12 protein-coding genes and 1 pseudogene are annotated in these 15652 nt (G+C 53.5%); 7 read left to right on the forward strand and 6 right to left on the reverse strand.

What is annotated here, in order from left to right; translation table 11 throughout:
- Positions 1 to 19: 19 nt before the first annotated feature.
- From yrfG to pckA, 4 genes are all read left to right on the forward strand, one after another.
- Positions 20 to 706 carry a GMP/IMP nucleotidase gene (gene yrfG / locus LCF41_RS20075; protein ID WP_225086030.1) on the forward strand — a complete coding sequence of 229 codons (687 nt, stop codon included), beginning with the start codon at positions 20 to 22 and terminating at the stop codon, positions 704 to 706.
- A 108-nt stretch (positions 707 to 814) separates the two neighbouring features.
- A complete protein-coding gene (gene hslR / locus LCF41_RS20080; RefSeq protein ID WP_225086031.1) occupies positions 815 to 1225 on the forward strand; it encodes a ribosome-associated heat shock protein Hsp15 in 411 nt (136 codons plus the stop codon).
- Between the two features lie 88 nt (positions 1226 to 1313).
- A complete protein-coding gene (hslO, locus tag LCF41_RS20085) occupies positions 1314 to 2183 on the forward strand; it encodes an Hsp33 family molecular chaperone HslO (protein ID WP_225086032.1) in 870 nt (289 codons plus the stop codon).
- A gap of 197 nt (positions 2184 to 2380) precedes the next feature.
- The gene (gene pckA, locus LCF41_RS20090; RefSeq protein WP_225086033.1) at positions 2381 to 4000 is read left to right on the forward strand and encodes a phosphoenolpyruvate carboxykinase (ATP); all 1620 of its coding nucleotides are present in this window, start codon (positions 2381 to 2383) and stop codon (positions 3998 to 4000) included.
- Between the two features lie 420 nt (positions 4001 to 4420).
- Here the strand turns inward: pckA and envZ are convergent, their stop codons facing one another.
- The 5 genes from envZ to LCF41_RS20115 form a co-directional block, all read right to left on the reverse strand.
- Positions 4421 to 5779 (reverse strand): two-component system sensor histidine kinase EnvZ, encoded by a 1359-nt coding sequence (envZ, locus tag LCF41_RS20095; RefSeq protein WP_225086034.1) that lies wholly within the window; start codon positions 5777 to 5779, stop codon positions 4421 to 4423.
- Complete coding sequence (gene ompR, locus LCF41_RS20100) at positions 5776 to 6495, reverse strand: osmolarity response regulator transcription factor OmpR (protein ID WP_005969424.1); 720 nt, start codon at positions 6493 to 6495, stop codon at positions 5776 to 5778. Before ompR ends, envZ begins: the two co-directional genes overlap by 4 nt.
- Positions 6496 to 6620: 125 nt before the next feature.
- The gene (gene greB / locus LCF41_RS20105; RefSeq protein WP_225086035.1) at positions 6621 to 7115 is read right to left on the reverse strand and encodes a transcription elongation factor GreB; all 495 of its coding nucleotides are present in this window, start codon (positions 7113 to 7115) and stop codon (positions 6621 to 6623) included.
- Entirely contained in the window at positions 7112 to 8407 is a 1296-nt protein-coding gene (locus LCF41_RS20110; RefSeq protein ID WP_225088238.1) for a type II toxin-antitoxin system HipA family toxin, read from the reverse strand. The genes greB and LCF41_RS20110 overlap by 4 nt, the downstream gene beginning before the upstream one ends.
- A complete protein-coding gene (locus tag LCF41_RS20115; protein WP_225086036.1) occupies positions 8397 to 8735 on the reverse strand; it encodes a helix-turn-helix transcriptional regulator in 339 nt (112 codons plus the stop codon). Before LCF41_RS20115 ends, LCF41_RS20110 begins: the two co-directional genes overlap by 11 nt.
- Positions 8736 to 9090: 355 nt before the next feature.
- Here LCF41_RS20115 and olsF point away from each other — a divergent pair, with 355 nt between their 5' ends.
- Both olsF and LCF41_RS20125 read left to right on the forward strand, forming a co-directional pair.
- Positions 9091 to 10806, forward strand: a complete 1716-nt coding sequence (olsF, locus tag LCF41_RS20120; RefSeq protein ID WP_225086037.1) for a bifunctional ornithine lipid synthase OlsF — start codon at positions 9091 to 9093, stop codon at positions 10804 to 10806.
- 333 nt (positions 10807 to 11139) lie between these two features.
- On the forward strand, positions 11140 to 12807 hold the full coding sequence (locus tag LCF41_RS20125; RefSeq protein WP_225086038.1) for a methyl-accepting chemotaxis protein: 1668 nt from the start codon (positions 11140 to 11142) through the stop codon (positions 12805 to 12807).
- Between the two features lie 111 nt (positions 12808 to 12918).
- Here the strand turns inward: LCF41_RS20125 and gltA are convergent.
- Positions 12919 to 13056 (reverse strand): annotated as a pseudogene (gltA, locus tag LCF41_RS20130) (citrate (Si)-synthase); the annotation flags it as partial.
- A gap of 129 nt (positions 13057 to 13185) precedes the next feature.
- On the opposite strand from gltA, the gene LCF41_RS20135 reads away from it, so the two are divergent.
- Complete coding sequence (locus LCF41_RS20135; RefSeq protein ID WP_225086039.1) at positions 13186 to 15519, forward strand: Tex family protein; 2334 nt, start codon at positions 13186 to 13188, stop codon at positions 15517 to 15519.
- Positions 15520 to 15652: the final 133 nt, after the last annotated feature.

A 15652-nucleotide genomic window follows, 5' to 3' on the forward strand; every position in this document is an offset into this window, starting at 1 on the left:
CGCGACATCTGGAGTCGTTATGAATCCCCACGTTAACTGGCACGACATCGACACCGTGATACTGGATATGGATGGCACGCTGCTCGATCTGGCGTTTGACAGCTATTTCTGGCTTCAACTGGTACCGCAGTCGCTCAGTGAAAAACGCCATATCAGCCTTGAGCAGGCACACCAGCTCATCGAACAAGAGTACCGTGCCGTTCAGCACACGCTAAACTGGTACTGTTTCGATTACTGGTCAGAACGTCTGGATCTGGATATCTATCAAATGACGACGGATATCGGCACACGTGCCCGGCTGCGCGATGACACCACGCCGTTTTTAGCGGCGCTGCGCGAATGCGGTAAAGAGACCATTCTCCTGACCAACGCCCATCCACACAGTCTGGCGGTAAAAATCGAACATACGGGGCTGGATCAGCACCTTGATTTATTGCTTTCCACCCATACTTATGGATATCCGAAAGAGAATCAGCGCTTGTGGCAGGCCGTACAGCAGCAAACCGGTTTCGACCCTGCCAGAACATTATTCGTGGATGACAGCGAGCCGATTCTGGATGCCGCAAAAACGTTCGGTATCCATTACTGTCTGGGCGTACGTAATCCAGATTCCGGCCAACAGGAAAAGGCGTTCCTGCAACATCCGTCAATGAACGACTATCTTGCGCTGCTACCCGCTCTGCGCCACTCCGTTAACGCCGGGTAATGCAGTGGTCTGAGGGGGAAACACGACGATGAGGTATGCCTCGCGCCAGTGTCGCCCCCAGTATTCTCGATCCTTAAACGATCGGCATTAGGATAATCAGGGGGATTGATGGTGAAAGCTACCGAGCAGGCCGACGACGCCGTTCGTCTGGATAAATGGCTCTGGGCCGCCCGTTTCTATAAAACCCGAGCCATTGCCCGCGAAATGATCGACGGCGGCAAAGTGCACTATAACGGACAACGCGGTAAGCCAAGCAAACAGGTCGAACTGAATGCCGAGGTTAAACTGCGTCAGGGCAATGACGAACGCACCGTGGTCATTCTGGCCGTCAGCGGCCAGCGCAGAAGTGCGACAGAGGCGCAGGCGCTGTATCAGGAAACGGCCGACAGTATTGAGAAACGAGAAAAGCTGGCGCTGGCGCGGAAAATGAATGCGTTAACGATGCCACACCCCGATCGCCGCCCTGATAAAAAAGAGCGACGCGATCTGATTAAATTTAAATACAGCGATCAGGAATAACGCTCCGCCCTTCATTTATTGGTCATCAAACTGATGACAATAGAGAGAAGACTCAGCGATCGCCGCACCATTACGACGAGAAAACATTATGGCTCACGACCAATTACACCGTTACCTGTTTGAAAATTATGCCGTTCGTGGCGAACTGGTAACCGTTAACGAGACGTATCAACGTATTTTGACCAACCACGATTATCCGTCTGCGGTGCAAACGCTGCTGGGTGAAATGCTGGTTGCCACCAGCCTGTTGACGGCAACGCTAAAATTCAGCGGCGATATTACCGTTCAGCTTCAGGGCGATGGCCCACTGAAACTGGCAGTGATTAACGGTAACCACCAGCAGCAGATGCGCGGCGTTGCCCGTCTGCAAGGGGATATCGCACCGGGGAGCTCGCTGAAAGAAATGGTCGGCAATGGCTATCTGGTCATTACCATTACGCCGACTGACGGCGAGCGTTATCAGGGTGTCGTCGGTTTAGAAGGTGAAACCGTGGCCGAATGTCTGGAGAGCTATTTCCAGCAGTCCGAGCAGTTGCCGACACGGCTGTTTATCCGTACCGGACAGCACGAAGGCAATCAGGCGGCCGCGGGGATGTTGCTTCAGGTGCTGCCTGCACAAGATGCCGATCGGAATGATTTTGATCATCTGGCGCAGCTCACCACCACGGTCAAAGCCGAAGAACTGTTTACCCTGCCTGCGACCGAGGTACTGTACCGCCTTTACCATCAGGAAGAGGTCACGGTGTACGAGCCGCAGGATGTCGAATTCCGCTGCCACTGTTCACGCGACCGTTGCGCCGATGCATTAATGACGCTGTCCGATCAGGAGATCAATGAAATGATCGAACAGGATGGCGAAATCGATATGCACTGTGATTATTGTGGTACGCACTACTTGTTTAATTCGCTGGACATCCGCGCCATACGGCACGATTCATCAGGAAATCTGTTGCATTAATCGTTTTAACGGGTACGAAAGTACCCGTTTTATTTTGCTTATTTTCCCATCTATAAACTGCCGTGATTATTTTTCAAACACCCTAAATAAGCAAAGTTATTAATGAATTTATTTAATTTTATGATTGCTATCGCGGTTAAAATAAGCTCACTCCCTACAATGTTTAGTAGTACGACTATAACTTGAGGAGTAGCAACATGCTGATCAACGGTATTACCCCGCAAGCCCTGACGGCTTATGGAATCCACGATGTCCGCGATATTGTCTACAATCCCAGCTATGAACTGCTTTTTGAAGAAGAACGCTCCCCTACCCTACAAGGCTATGAACGCGGTATCGAAACCCAATTGGGTGCCGTAGCCGTCGATACCGGCATCTTTACCGGCCGCTCCCCGAAAGACAAATACATCGTGCGCGATGACGTTACGCGCGACACCGTGTGGTGGTCCGATCAGGGTAAAGGTAAGAACGATAACCATCCATTGAGCCAGGAAACCTGGACGCACCTGAAACAGCTCGTCACTACGCAGCTCTCCGGCAAGCGGTTGTTCATCATCGATGCCTTCTGCGGCGCGAATCCAGATAGCCGTCTCAGCGTACGTTTCGTCACAGAAGTGGCCTGGCAGGCGCATTTCGTCAAAAACATGTTTATCCGCCCGAGCGATGAAGAGCTGGAAGGCTTTGAGCCGGATTTCATCGTGATGAACGGCGCAAAATGCACCAACCCGAACTGGCAGGAACAGGGGTTGAACTCCGAGAACTTTGTCGCGTTCAACCTGACAGAGCGCATCCAGCTGATTGGCGGCACCTGGTACGGCGGTGAAATGAAGAAAGGCATGTTCTCCATCATGAACTACCTGCTGCCGCTGAAAGGCATCGCCTCCATGCACTGTTCGGCAAACGTCGGTGAAAAGGGCGATGTGGCGGTGTTCTTTGGTCTATCCGGTACCGGCAAAACCACGCTTTCCACCGATCCCAAACGCCAACTGATTGGCGATGACGAACACGGCTGGGACGACGACGGCGTCTTCAACTTTGAAGGCGGCTGCTATGCCAAAACGATCAAGCTCTCCAAAGAAGCCGAACCGGATATCTTTGGCGCCATCAAACGCGATGCGCTGCTGGAGAACGTCACTGTGCTGGCGGACGGCACCGTAGACTTCAACGACGGTTCCAAAACTGAAAACACCCGTGTTTCTTATCCGATCTATCACATTCAGAATATCGTTAAACCGGTCTCTAAAGCGGGCCATGCAACGAAAGTGATTTTCCTGACGGCTGATGCGTTCGGCGTGTTACCACCTGTTTCTCGCCTGACGTCCGATCAAACGCAGTATCACTTCCTGTCTGGCTTTACCGCCAAGCTGGCGGGAACCGAACGCGGCGTGACAGAACCAACACCAACGTTCTCCGCCTGCTTCGGCGCGGCATTCCTGATGCTGCACCCAACGCAGTACGCTGAAGTGCTGGTAAAACGCATGAAGGCGGCGGGCGCACAGGCCTATCTGGTCAACACCGGCTGGAACGGCAGCGGTAAACGTATCTCCATTAAGGATACGCGCGGGATTATTGACGCCATCCTGAACGGCAGCATTGATAATGCAGAAATGCAGACGCTCCCTGTCTTCGATTTGGCGATCCCAACCTCGCTGCCCGGCGTCAACCCTGACATTCTTGACCCGCGTGATACTTACGCGAACGTCGAGCAATGGCAGGAAAAAGCGGACGATCTGGCACAGCGCTTTATCACCAACTTCGATAAATATACCGATGCACCAGCAGGTGCCGCGCTGGTGAAAGCAGGACCGAAGCGGTAAACGCATTCCCCTCCTCTGAGCAGGGGAGGGGACATTCATTCCATCTATACGTTAACGACTCACCCAGCGAACTATCTCTTATACATAAATACAGGAATTTACCTCGGTTTTTTCCTTTCCGGCGTAAAAAATTATGCTGAGGAGCTAGCAGGCTTAGGATGAGCCGCAGGACGCGGCGAAAGCTTGCGCCACGTCTGGAACGTGTCGCAAGCGGTCCGTTGAGCCTGATACGACGAAGGCACCGCGGCAGCGGCATAATTTCCGCCGAAAGCCTGGGGTCACGGGGCGAGCGGCGTGTGAGCCGTCCCGTGTCGGGCGCGTGCTACACGGGTAGCATGAAAATAACGGCATTATCGCGCACGAAACCCTCTTCTCGTCAGCATAAAAACTGTGGCTAAGAGACAGAGGAAATCGGGTGGGTCATTCTTTCACTGTACTGATTTCAGGCGCATATGCCTCTGCGAGCAACGGCAAATACGCGCGGACACAAAGTCCACCGCGTTCGCTGGTGCCGACATCCAGCACGCCATTGTGCGCATCGATAATACGCTGCACAATCGCCAACCCCAACCCGGTACCGCTGGTGGTTCGCGCACTGTCGCCGCGAACGAACGGCTGGAACAGGTGCTTCAGTTGATCGGGTGCAATGCCTTCTCCGTCATCCTCGACCTGAAACCAGACGCGCTGTAGCTCACGTCCGGTACTGACTTTTATCCAGCCGTTACCGTAACGCGCCGCATTCACCACCAAATTCAGCGCCGCCCGTTTTATCGACAGCGAACTGATGCACACCAGCAGCTCGCCGGTAGCAAACTCGCTGTCGATCTGACGTTCATAACCGCTCTCCGATGCCACGACTTCACCCATGATGGCGTTCAGATCGGCCACTTCCGTCTGCATTTCCTGACCGGTACGCAGGTAGTCGAGGAACTGCTCAATAATCGCATTACACTCTTCAATGTCTTTATTGATCGACTCCGCCAGATAGTCATCTTCCTTGCCCATCATTTCGGTCGCCAGACGAATTCGCGTCAGCGGCGTACGCAGGTCATGGCTCACGCCCGCCATTAACAGAGTGCGGTCATCCGCCAGCAGCTTCACGCCGGAGGCCATCTGGTTAAAGGCGCGGGTCACGGAACGCACTTCAGAGGCGCCATACTCACGCAGCGGTGGCGGAATAATGCCCTTACCGACCTGCAACGCCGCATGTTCCAGCTCAACTAAGGGTCGGTTCTGCACCCGGATAAAGAGCCAGGCACCGCCAATCACCAGCAGCATGATCGCCAGCGTATAGCGGAAGAGCGGCGAGAAATCGCCTTGATGGATTTCAGTGAGGGGAACACGCACCCAGATATCCGGTGACAGCCAGGTTTTCAACCACACCACCGGCGTATTCTTGCTGACCTCAACCCGCACATCCGTCGGGCCGCCCAGCTGTTGCGCCATCTGGTCACTCAGAAACTTGTAGTGCTGAGCCCACCGCAGGCCGCTTTCCTCCGCCGCCGCATTGGTGTATAGCGATATACCCAATTCGCGGTAAATCTCACGCCGGAACGCAGGCGGCACCTCAAGCGTGGAGCCATCTTCCAGTTGCAGACTGTCCGTCATCAGCATTCTTACTTCGTATGCCAGCACCTTATTGAACTGCTGCAAACTCGGCAGAATAGCGAAGTTGAGCACCACCAGATAGGTGGTGACCAAACTGACAAATAACAACGTGACAATCAGTAGCAACGTCCGTGCAAATGAGCTGCGCGGAGAAAAGCGCCATTGCATCATGCCTTGCTGCCGTCCGGGACAAACACGTAGCCAAGACCCCACACGGTCTGGATATAGCGCGGGTGCGCCGGATCCTCTTCCACCATGCGGCGCAGACGAGAAATTTGTACGTCGATGGAACGCTCCATCGCGCTGTATTCACGGCCACGGGCCAGGTTCATCAGCTTATCGCGAGACAGCGGCTCACGCGGATGGCTCACCAGCGCCTTGAGCACAGCAAACTCACCGCTGGTCAACGGCATCGGTTCATCATCACGGAACATTTCGCGCGTGCCCAGATTCAGCTTGAATTTGCCAAACGCGATAATGGCTTCTTCCTGCGACGGCGCGCCCGGCAGTTCATTCGCCTGACGACGCAGCACCGCACGAATACGCGCCAGCAGTTCGCGTGGGTTGAAAGGTTTGGGAATATAATCGTCCGCGCCGATTTCCAGCCCAACGATACGGTCCACTTCTTCCCCTTTCGCCGTCACCATAATGATCGGCATCGGGTTGCTTTGGCTACGCAAACGACGGCAGATGGACAGACCATCTTCGCCCGGTAGCATTAAGTCCAGCACCATGAGGTGAAAGGATTCACGGGTGAGTAAACGGTCCATCTGTTCAGCATTGGCTACGCTACGTACCTGAAAACCCTGTTCAGTCAGATAACGCTCCAATAGCGCACGCAACCGCATGTCGTCATCTACAACCAGAATTTTATAGTTTTCTTGCATTCTCTTTCTCCAAAGGCGTAATAGCGCCGACGCTGCTATTGTTCAGAAACACACGAATGACTGACAGTCGTTTCTGGTATACATTCTAGGCAAAATTGTTACAAAGCATATTAAAATTCGTGTAATCAATCATTTCCGCCACGATAACGCTCGTAACCAATGGAATTGACGAACCACTCACGCGGGCCGTCTGGCGTATTCACGGTGAATTCCTCATCCACCGCTTTTTTCAGCATGGCGCGCGCCATCGGGGAATCGATCGAAATATAGTCTTTATTGTCGCCATAGATCTCGTCTGGGCCGACAATCCGAAAACGCTTCACATCACCTTGCTCATTTTCGATCTCGACCCAGGCACCAAAAAATACGCTGCCATCCTGCTGCGGCGAATAATCAACGATTTTCAATTCCGTCAGGCATTTTCTCAGGTAACGAACACGCCTGTCGATCTGGCGTAGTAAACGCTTGTTATAGGTGTAGTCCGCATTTTCTGAGCGATCCCCCAGACTGGCCGCCCAGGAGACAATTTTGGTAATTTCCGGGCGTTTTACATTCCAGAGATGGTCGTGCTCTGCCCGCAGTTTGTCATACCCCTCGCGGGTAATCAGATTGGTTTTCAAGTCATTAACCCCGTTAGCGCTTTAGTGCGTAAGCTGTCCGGCGTACCTTCAAAAATAAAAGGGTTGAAAAACATCCGGCCCCAAAACAGCTTACGATCCACTTCGCTCAATGCGACTTCATCGCAGATGCTTTCCCAGCATGCACGCACCGTTTCTATCTGATGCATGATGATCTCAATAGCTTCAGCTTCGCTCAGCAGAAATTTAGGTGCAGCCGCCAGACAGACAGAGAAATTGCTCATCCTGTTTTCACCCGTGATCAACATTGCCTGCGTCGCCTCATTACCCGCCCGATTCTGCGGGCAAATATCATAGGCTGGAGTCAGCTTTAGTGTTCGGCCATCCCAGAATGCCGCGTGGTTTCGGGCATGATCGTCGGTGTTTCCGCAGATGATGTTGAAGACCAGACGGCCAAACAGCTCACGCAGCGTCGCTTTCGGTTCGTCGAAACGTTGCCGGATGATGTCCGAGAATTCTTCGTAGCTCGCATATCTCGCCATCATTTCATCAAGGCCGAAAAGCGTCAGTGCAGAGACCATTAGCCTGCGTTTCCAGCCACCTTCTGCTTTCATACGGTCAAAACGTTCTATCAGAATAACGTCCTTCCCCGCCGTCTGGCGAAAGTGCACCGGAGCCACATTTAAACCAATACTCGCAGCCAGCCGCATAGCAATGTATTCAGCTTTAACGACGTTATAGGTATCCGTCGAGGACGAAAATTTTGCGATGAACTTATGGTTCTCATCTTCGATCATCGCTTTCGGCCGAGCCCCTCCCAACGAACTCCCATGGAAAAGAGCTTGATCAAGCTCAGGCGTCAACAAGACACCGTTTTCCACCATAGTGGCCGCAATCATCAACTCTTCAAGAGAAGCATTTTGAGCTGAACGCGGGACATACTCTGTCGGCGACGCCTGAAAATCGAGCCCGCCAATTCTGTCTGAACCGGACTCAAGCAAATATGTCAATTCATCCAGCGTACTGCTATCTGCTCCCCTGCCTCTGACACCCATAAGTCGATTAAGGATGACCCTGCGTCCCCATGCGTCAGGCGCGGCATCGCGTAATGCACTCGCCTGCCATAGGCCCGCCGCTGGCGGTATAGCACCACGCATTAACGGCAATTCAGGTTCATAGATAGGGATCGCGTCTTTTCGCTCCAGATAGTTACGACCATAATTGAAAATGAGTCGGTCGCCGTCCCGGCTCAATAAACCGGCCACAACAGGCTTCGTCGCATCAGGCAACCAGATCCATACATAGGCTTTGTCGACAGCGTTATCAGAAGTCATCATTCACGACCTTTTTAGAATGATGTACAGCGCGCGGCAGAAGAGAAAGTGTTTTCTCCATGTTGGCAATATGAAGTGCCATTGCGGATTGGTCTGCGGTAAAAAGAGGGACACCAACAAGGGTAGCCAGCTCAAAAACCGCGCCAATTGAACATCCCATATCTCCTTCCTCTGCGCGATAGACTAAGCCTCGTGATACACCTGCCCGTTCAGCTAATTCTTCCACTGTCATATTACGTTCGATCCTCGCGCTGCGAAGCATCAACCCGAGTAAACGAGCTGCGTCACGGCTGTAGCGAGAATATGTTCGAGCAGAAGGTTTTGCCATCGCTATATTCCTGTTCCATTAATGGGGCATACCCCATACTTAACACCTATTTATAGAACATGATGCGTCTGCAATGAAGGAAATACAAGATTTTCGTTCTATTAATAGGTCATATTGGCAAGCTATGCCTCATTAATGAAACACGGAAAACAACTCTGCATTGAATAACAGCGGCAACAGATCTGTCCTAGCGAGCTTTTTCCACAGCTAATCAGCATGCTGGGTTGGTAATAGCCCGAAAAAATCACGCGTTGATTACACAAACTTACAGTTTTGGCTAATAATCTATCAACAGACATAAATATGTCATTTCTATCCCGTACTTTTATCCACGGAAAGCTACGGAGAACGATTTATGTTTAGCTTAGACGCCATTCTGCAAGATCTTGCCCCGCATCGCCATACACCACCCTGGCAGAAAACGGTTTTGCGTTCTCTGCTATTTGAAAATGAAATGCAGCAATTTGCCCGGCGTTACCCACATTTGAAAGGCTTGGATCTGGTCGAACAGATTCTTGATTACTTCAACTTCAATTGTGAAATGGTCGAAGGGGATTTAGAGAATATCCCCAGTCAGGGGCCGGTGGTGCTGGTCGCCAACCACCCGATTGGCTCACTGGATGGTCTGGCGCTACTGCGCACCGTCGCCAGCGTCAGACCCGATGTCCGCATCGTCGCCAGCCAGCTACTCTCTTATGTCGCCCCGCTCAAAAATCTATTTTTTTCCGTCGATAACTTCAATAACCGCACCAAACGCCAGCAGATCAACGCCATCCAGCAGCATCTGGAAGGTGACGGGGCGATTATCGTCTTCCCGGCGGGTGAAGTTTCACGCGCCAGCTTGCAAGGTATTCGTGATGGTCACTGGCACAACGGGTTTATCCGCATGGCAAGCAAAGCCCGTGCCCCCGTGGTTCCGATTCATATCTGCGGGCGCAACAGCGCGCTATTTTATCTCTCCTCTATGGTTTATCGCCCGCTATCCACCCTCTTGCTGGTGAGAGAAATGTTTGGTCAACGCGACCAAACCCTCAAGCTACGCATCGGTGCCAGAATTCCCTATACGTCCTGGAGTCAGGGCGAGTGGAACGCTAACGATCTGGCGGCCCGTTTCCGGCGTCACGTTTATCGGTTAGGACAAGGAAAGCCCGGCTGTTTTACCGGTGAAAAACCCATTGCGCTGGCCGAAGACCGCGTGCTGCTGAAGCGCGCGCTGTCAGAGTGTGAAACGCTGGGTACTACGCCGGATGGCAAGGTTGTCTATCTCTATCGTCGCGGTGAGGAAGGTTACGTGCCGCTGTTGCGCGAACTCGGACGCCTGCGTGAAATCGCCTTCCGGGCCGTGGGCGAAGGCTCCGGTCAACGTCGCGATCTGGACAGCTACGACGATGACTACCTGCACCTGATCCTGTGGGACGAGCGCGAACTGGAGATTGTCGGTGCCTATCGCTTTGTCTCGACAGCAAGCCTGATCGCCGAAAAAGGGAAAAGCGGTCTCTATAGCCACAGCCTGTTTCAGTACGGTGACGAAATGGATCCGATACTGGCCTCAGGCATTGAGCTGGGGCGCAGTTTCATTCAGCCCAAATATTGGGGTAAGCGCGGACTAGATTATCTCTGGCTGGGCATCGGCGCTTATCTGGCTCGTTATCCAGAACACCGCTATCTGTTCGGCCCGGTGTCGCTGTCCGGCGCGTTGCCGCCCCATGCACGCGATTTACTGGTTACCTTTTACCGCCTGCACTTTGCACCCGATCAGCCGCTGGCAACGTCGCGCCGTCCTTACCCTGCCTCGCTGCCTGACGTGCTGAAACAGTTTGAAGGGATAGATTACCAGCAAGATCTTACGCGGTTAAAAAGCATGCTCAACAACATGGGCTGCGCTATGCCCACGCTCTACAAGCAGTATTCGGAGCTGTGTGAGCCAGGTGGCGTGCGGTTTATCGACTTCGGCATCGACCCCGATTTCAATAACTGCATTGATGGTCTGGTACTTGTCGACCTGCAACAGTTGAAAGAATCACGCTATCAGCGCTATATCGCTCCTTTTACCAGCGACAGCGTTTCTTGATTGATCGGTGCGTTACCCTCTAGGGGTTAACGCACCACTCTCCCACGTTTTTCTCATTATTCCCATTAACCAACACCATACCCGCACACATTTGGTCTTTCAGATCACACATTTCATACAAAATCCCGCTTGCCGTAATTTACGTGATCAACTGAACGCTTTTCCTGCCGATATTACAGATATTCTTATCGATATGTTTTTGAGGACGGGAGTTACCGATGTATCCCGAAAATGTAAAACATAGCTATAATTCCTTGTCATTACTTGCATCAATTACGATAGCAAGCCCCCTCCGTTATGCCTTCATAGCATGTCAAAAAATTAAGGATGTTTATGAATATGCTGAACAGAATCAAACTCGGCAAGATGCTGGGTATGGGATTTTCTCTGGTTATCATCATCAGCTTGATGGTGGCATTCTTCGGACGACTCCAACTGGTTGGGCTGGGTAACGACATCAACCGGCTTTCCGGCACGACGTTAGCGAACATGTTGTTGATTCAGGAAGTTAAAGCCGGTTTTGACGCCAATGCTCGCCTGATCCGCAACATTGCAATCAGCACCGATCCTGAGCAAATCAGGCAGGAAAAGCAGTTCGTCGATGAGCAAATCGCCCGCAACACCGCCAATCTGAAAAAATTGGGACAACAGTTGGACACCGAAGGCACCAGCGCGCTGCTGAAACAGTTTCAGGACACCCGTCCGCCGTACCTTGCGGCCTTTTTGAAAGCCATAGAACTGGTGCAATCCACCGATCCACAGCAGCGCCTGCAGGGTAACGCCATTATTCTCAATGAGATGCAGCCCGCGCAAAACGCATTGTTCAAAGTGTTGGACGCGATGATGGCCTCACAGCAGCAGGATACCAACGAGATTGTCAGCCACGCACAGCATAGCGCACAGTCCGGCAGCGTGATTATGCTGATCCTCGCCCTTGCCGCCGCCGCGATGGCCGCGGTCGTGGCCTGGCTGATTACCCGCACGTTGAAAAACCAACTGGGTGGTGAACCGCTCTATGCCACCCACGTTGCCCGTCAGGTGGCCGATGGCGATCTGGCCGTTGATATCAACATCAAACCGAACGACCACAGCAGCCTGTTAGCCACCATGCGTCATATGAGCAATAACCTGGGCGATATCGTCGAACAGGTGCGGCAAAGCAGCGAAGCTATCGCTTCCGGTTCTAGCCAAATCGCCGCGGGCAGTGAAAACCTGAGCCAGCGCACAGAGGAACAGGCCGCCAGCCTACAGCAGACTGCGGCATCGATGGAACAGATGAGTCAGGCGATTCGTCAGAATGCGCATACCGTGCGTAGCGTCACCCAGCTTGCCAGCCAAGCCAGCGAGACGGCGACTAAAGGCGGTGAGGCAATCGGCGATATGGTGATTACCATGAAAGAGATCTCCGACAGCTCACATAAAATTCGCGATATCATCAGCGTCATTGATGGCATCGCCTTCCAGACCAACATTCTGGCGCTGAATGCGGCGGTCGAAGCGGCACGCGCGGGTGAGCAAGGTCGCGGCTTTGCCGTGGTAGCCGGAGAAGTCCGTTCTCTGGCGCAGCGTTCCGCCTCCGCCGCCAAAGAGATCGCGGCACTGATCAACACCAGCGTCGAAAAAGTCGAAGCGGGGAACCGTCTGGTCGAAGACACCGGCAGCACCATTGATGAGCTGGTGCGTCAGGCACGCAGCGTGGCAGAGTTAATCAGTGAGATCGGAACGACAACGCAGGAACAGGAATCTGGTATTTCGCAAATTCATGATGCTGTGAACCAGCTCGATCAAGTCACCCATCAGAACGCAACGCTAGTGGAAGAGTCCGCCAATGCGGCAACCAGCCTGCGCGAACAGTCATCCCATCTGGTTACACTCATGAACCATTTCCATCTGCGCGGCACGCCAGCAGCCCGTCCGGCGCCAATGGCGAAGAAAACGCAACCGGCCCGTTTAGCCCTCGCGCCGATCGGCAACACACAGGATAACTGGGAAAAATTCTAGGCTTACTTCTGCTCACGATCACCATGATGCCACGGTATAGGCATCATGGTGATCGTCACATCATCGCACTAATTGGAATCTTTTTAGAAATATTAGTCTTTTTTGGAAACTTCAGTCTTTTGTAGAAACATAGTCACGACACGGCTGACCGGTATAAATCTGGCGCGGACGGTAGATGCTAATTTCTTCCTGCTTGTGCATCTCATCCCAATGCGCAATCCAGCCGATCGTCCTGCCAACGGTAGGTAAATTTTGTTGCACTGAACAACGCGAGATCATCCGCGTTTTCCAGACGGCAGTGGCTGGCATTTTGCACGCTCAATCCGTATAACTGTCCCCACTTATTTAATTCACTTGATGACGACTGATATCAGACCCATGAATGATTCATTAAGCCACATCATCGCCAGCGAATTGCAGGCGCGTACGGAGCAGGTGGACGCGGCAGTCCGCCTGCTGGACGAAGGAAATACCGTCCCTTTTATCGCACGTTACCGCAAAGAAGTGACCGGCGGGCTGGATGACACCCAACTGCGCCAGCTCGAAACGCGCCTCGGCTACCTGCGAGAACTGGAAGATCGGCGCCAGACTATTCTGAAATCCATCGATGAGCAGGGGAAATTAACCCCACAGCTCGCCAGCGCCATTAACGGCACGCTGAGCAAAACCGAGCTGGAAGATCTCTATCTGCCGTATAAACCGAAGCGCCGCACGCGCGGTCAAATCGCGATTGAAGCCGGTCTGGAACCGCTGGCCGACGGCCTGTGGCAAGACCCAAGCCAGGATCCGGAGCTGACGGCACAGGCTTATGTCGATGCCGAGAAAGGCGTAGCGGATGTGAAAGCCGCGCTGGACGGCGCACGTTACATCCTGATGGAACGCTTTGCCGAAGACGCCACGCTGTTGGCGAAAGTGCGTAACTACCTGTGGAAAAACGCGCATCTGGTTTCCCGTGTCGTGGAAGGGAAAGAAGAAGAAGGCGCGAAGTTTCGCGACTATTTCGATCATCACGAACCGATTGCTCAGGTGCCTTCACACCGCGCACTGGCGATGTTCCGTGGTCGTAACGAAGGCGTACTGCAACTGGCGCTGAACGCCGACCCGCAGCATGAAGAAGCGCCGCGTGAGAGCTACTGCGAACAGATTATTATCGACCACCTGAACCTGCGTTTGGGGAATGCCGCAGCGGACAGCTGGCGACGCGCCGTGATTAGCTGGACATGGCGTATTAAAGTGCTGCTGCACCTTGAAACCGAACTGATGGGCAGCGTGCGTGAAAAAGCCGAAGATGAAGCGATTAACGTCTTCGCCCGCAACATGCACGACCTGCTGATGGCCGCTCCGGCGGGTATGCGCGCCACGATGGGCCTCGATCCCGGCCTGCGTACTGGCGTGAAAGTTGCGGTGGTGGATGCTACCGGCAAGCTGGTCGCAACCGACACGATTTATCCGCATACCGGTCAGGCTGCGAAAGCCGCTCCCATTGTGGCCGCACTGTGCCTCAAATATCAGGTTGAGCTGGTGGCGATTGGTAACGGCACCGCCTCACGTGAAACCGAGCGTTTCTTCCTCGACACGCAGAAGCAGTTCCCGGATATCAAAGCACAGAAAGTGATCGTCAGCGAAGCAGGCGCGTCGGTGTATTCCGCGTCCGAACTGGCCGCACAAGAATTCCCCGATCTGGATGTGTCGCTGCGCGGTGCGGTATCCATCGCCCGTCGTTTGCAGGATCCGCTGGCAGAGCTGGTGAAGATCGATCCGAAATCCATCGGCGTTGGCCAGTATCAGCATGATGTAAGCCAGAGCCTGCTGGCGAAGAAACTGGATGCGGTGGTCGAAGACTGCGTAAACGCCGTCGGCGTTGACCTGAACACCGCGTCCGTGGCGCTGCTGACGCGTGTTGCAGGGCTAACGCGCATGATGGCGCAAAATATTGTGACCTGGCGTGATGAGAATGGCCGCTTCCATAACCGCGAACAGCTGCTGAAAGTCAGCCGTCTGGGGCCAAAAGCCTTTGAACAGTGTGCGGGCTTCCTGCGCATCAACCACGGTGATAACCCGCTGGATGCCTCTACCGTTCACCCGGAAGCGTATCCGGTCGTAGAACGCATTCTGGCCGCGACGGAACAGGCGTTGCAGGCGCTGATGGGGAACACAAACGCACTGCGTAATCTGAAACCTTCGGACTTCACCGATGAGCGTTTCGGTGTACCGACAGTGACCGACATCATCAAAGAGCTGGAGAAACCGGGTCGCGATCCGCGCCCTGAGTTCAAAACCGCCAGCTTCGCCGAAGGCGTAGAAACCTTAAACGATCTGCTGCCGGGCATGGTTCTGGAAGGCGCAGTCACCAACGTCACCAACTTTGGCGCGTTTGTGGATATCGGCGTCCATCAGGACGGTTTGGTCCACATTTCATCATTGGCCGATCATTTCGTCGACGATCCGCATAAGGTCGTAAAAGCGGGCGATATCGTGAAAGTGAAAGTGATGGAAGTGGATCTGCAACGTAAGCGCATCGCGCTAACCATGCGTCTGGATGAGCAGCCGGGCGAGACGGCATCACGCCGTGGCGGCGGCAATGCACGCAGCGACAGCAACACCTCTTCGCGTCAGTCCGCAGGAAAATCACGCCCTCGCCCCGCTAATGCCCCCGTCGCAGGCAATAGCGCGATGGGTGATGCGCTGGCCGCCGCCTTTAAAAAGCGCTAATCACCTCATGCCGATCGTTTAAGCATCGAGATACACGGGGCGACCACAGGGGTGAGGCCTCCTGCGGGAACCTCCCCCTGTGTTTCCCCTAATAACGGGCTTAAGTGACCCATATTCACTAATAACCGTTCTA

It is taken from the genome of Pectobacterium colocasium (assembly GCF_020181655.1).
GTDB classification, from domain to species: domain Bacteria; phylum Pseudomonadota; class Gammaproteobacteria; order Enterobacterales; family Enterobacteriaceae; genus Pectobacterium; species Pectobacterium colocasium.

What these genes read in the sequence shown, in the direction of transcription:
- LCF41_RS20115 (WP_225086036.1), bottom strand. Translation starts at nt 8,735, where the DNA reads ATGGCAAAACCTTCTGCTCGAACATATTCTCGCTACAGCCGTGACGCA.
- LCF41_RS20110 (WP_225088238.1), bottom strand. Translation starts at nt 8,407, where the DNA reads ATGACTTCTGATAACGCTGTCGACAAAGCCTATGTATGGATCTGGTTG.
- pckA (WP_225086033.1), top strand. Translation starts at nt 2,381, where the DNA reads ATGCTGATCAACGGTATTACCCCGCAAGCCCTGACGGCTTATGGAATC.
- hslO (WP_225086032.1), top strand. Translation starts at nt 1,314, where the DNA reads ATGGCTCACGACCAATTACACCGTTACCTGTTTGAAAATTATGCCGTT.
- olsF (WP_225086037.1), top strand. Translation starts at nt 9,091, where the DNA reads ATGTTTAGCTTAGACGCCATTCTGCAAGATCTTGCCCCGCATCGCCAT.
- LCF41_RS20125 (WP_225086038.1), top strand. Translation starts at nt 11,140, where the DNA reads ATGAATATGCTGAACAGAATCAAACTCGGCAAGATGCTGGGTATGGGA.
- ompR (WP_005969424.1), bottom strand. Translation starts at nt 6,495, where the DNA reads ATGCAAGAAAACTATAAAATTCTGGTTGTAGATGACGACATGCGGTTG.
- hslR (WP_225086031.1), top strand. Translation starts at nt 815, where the DNA reads ATGGTGAAAGCTACCGAGCAGGCCGACGACGCCGTTCGTCTGGATAAA.
- LCF41_RS20135 (WP_225086039.1), top strand. Translation starts at nt 13,186, where the DNA reads ATGAATGATTCATTAAGCCACATCATCGCCAGCGAATTGCAGGCGCGT.
- envZ (WP_225086034.1), bottom strand. Translation starts at nt 5,779, where the DNA reads ATGATGCAATGGCGCTTTTCTCCGCGCAGCTCATTTGCACGGACGTTG.
- yrfG (WP_225086030.1), top strand. Translation starts at nt 20, where the DNA reads ATGAATCCCCACGTTAACTGGCACGACATCGACACCGTGATACTGGAT.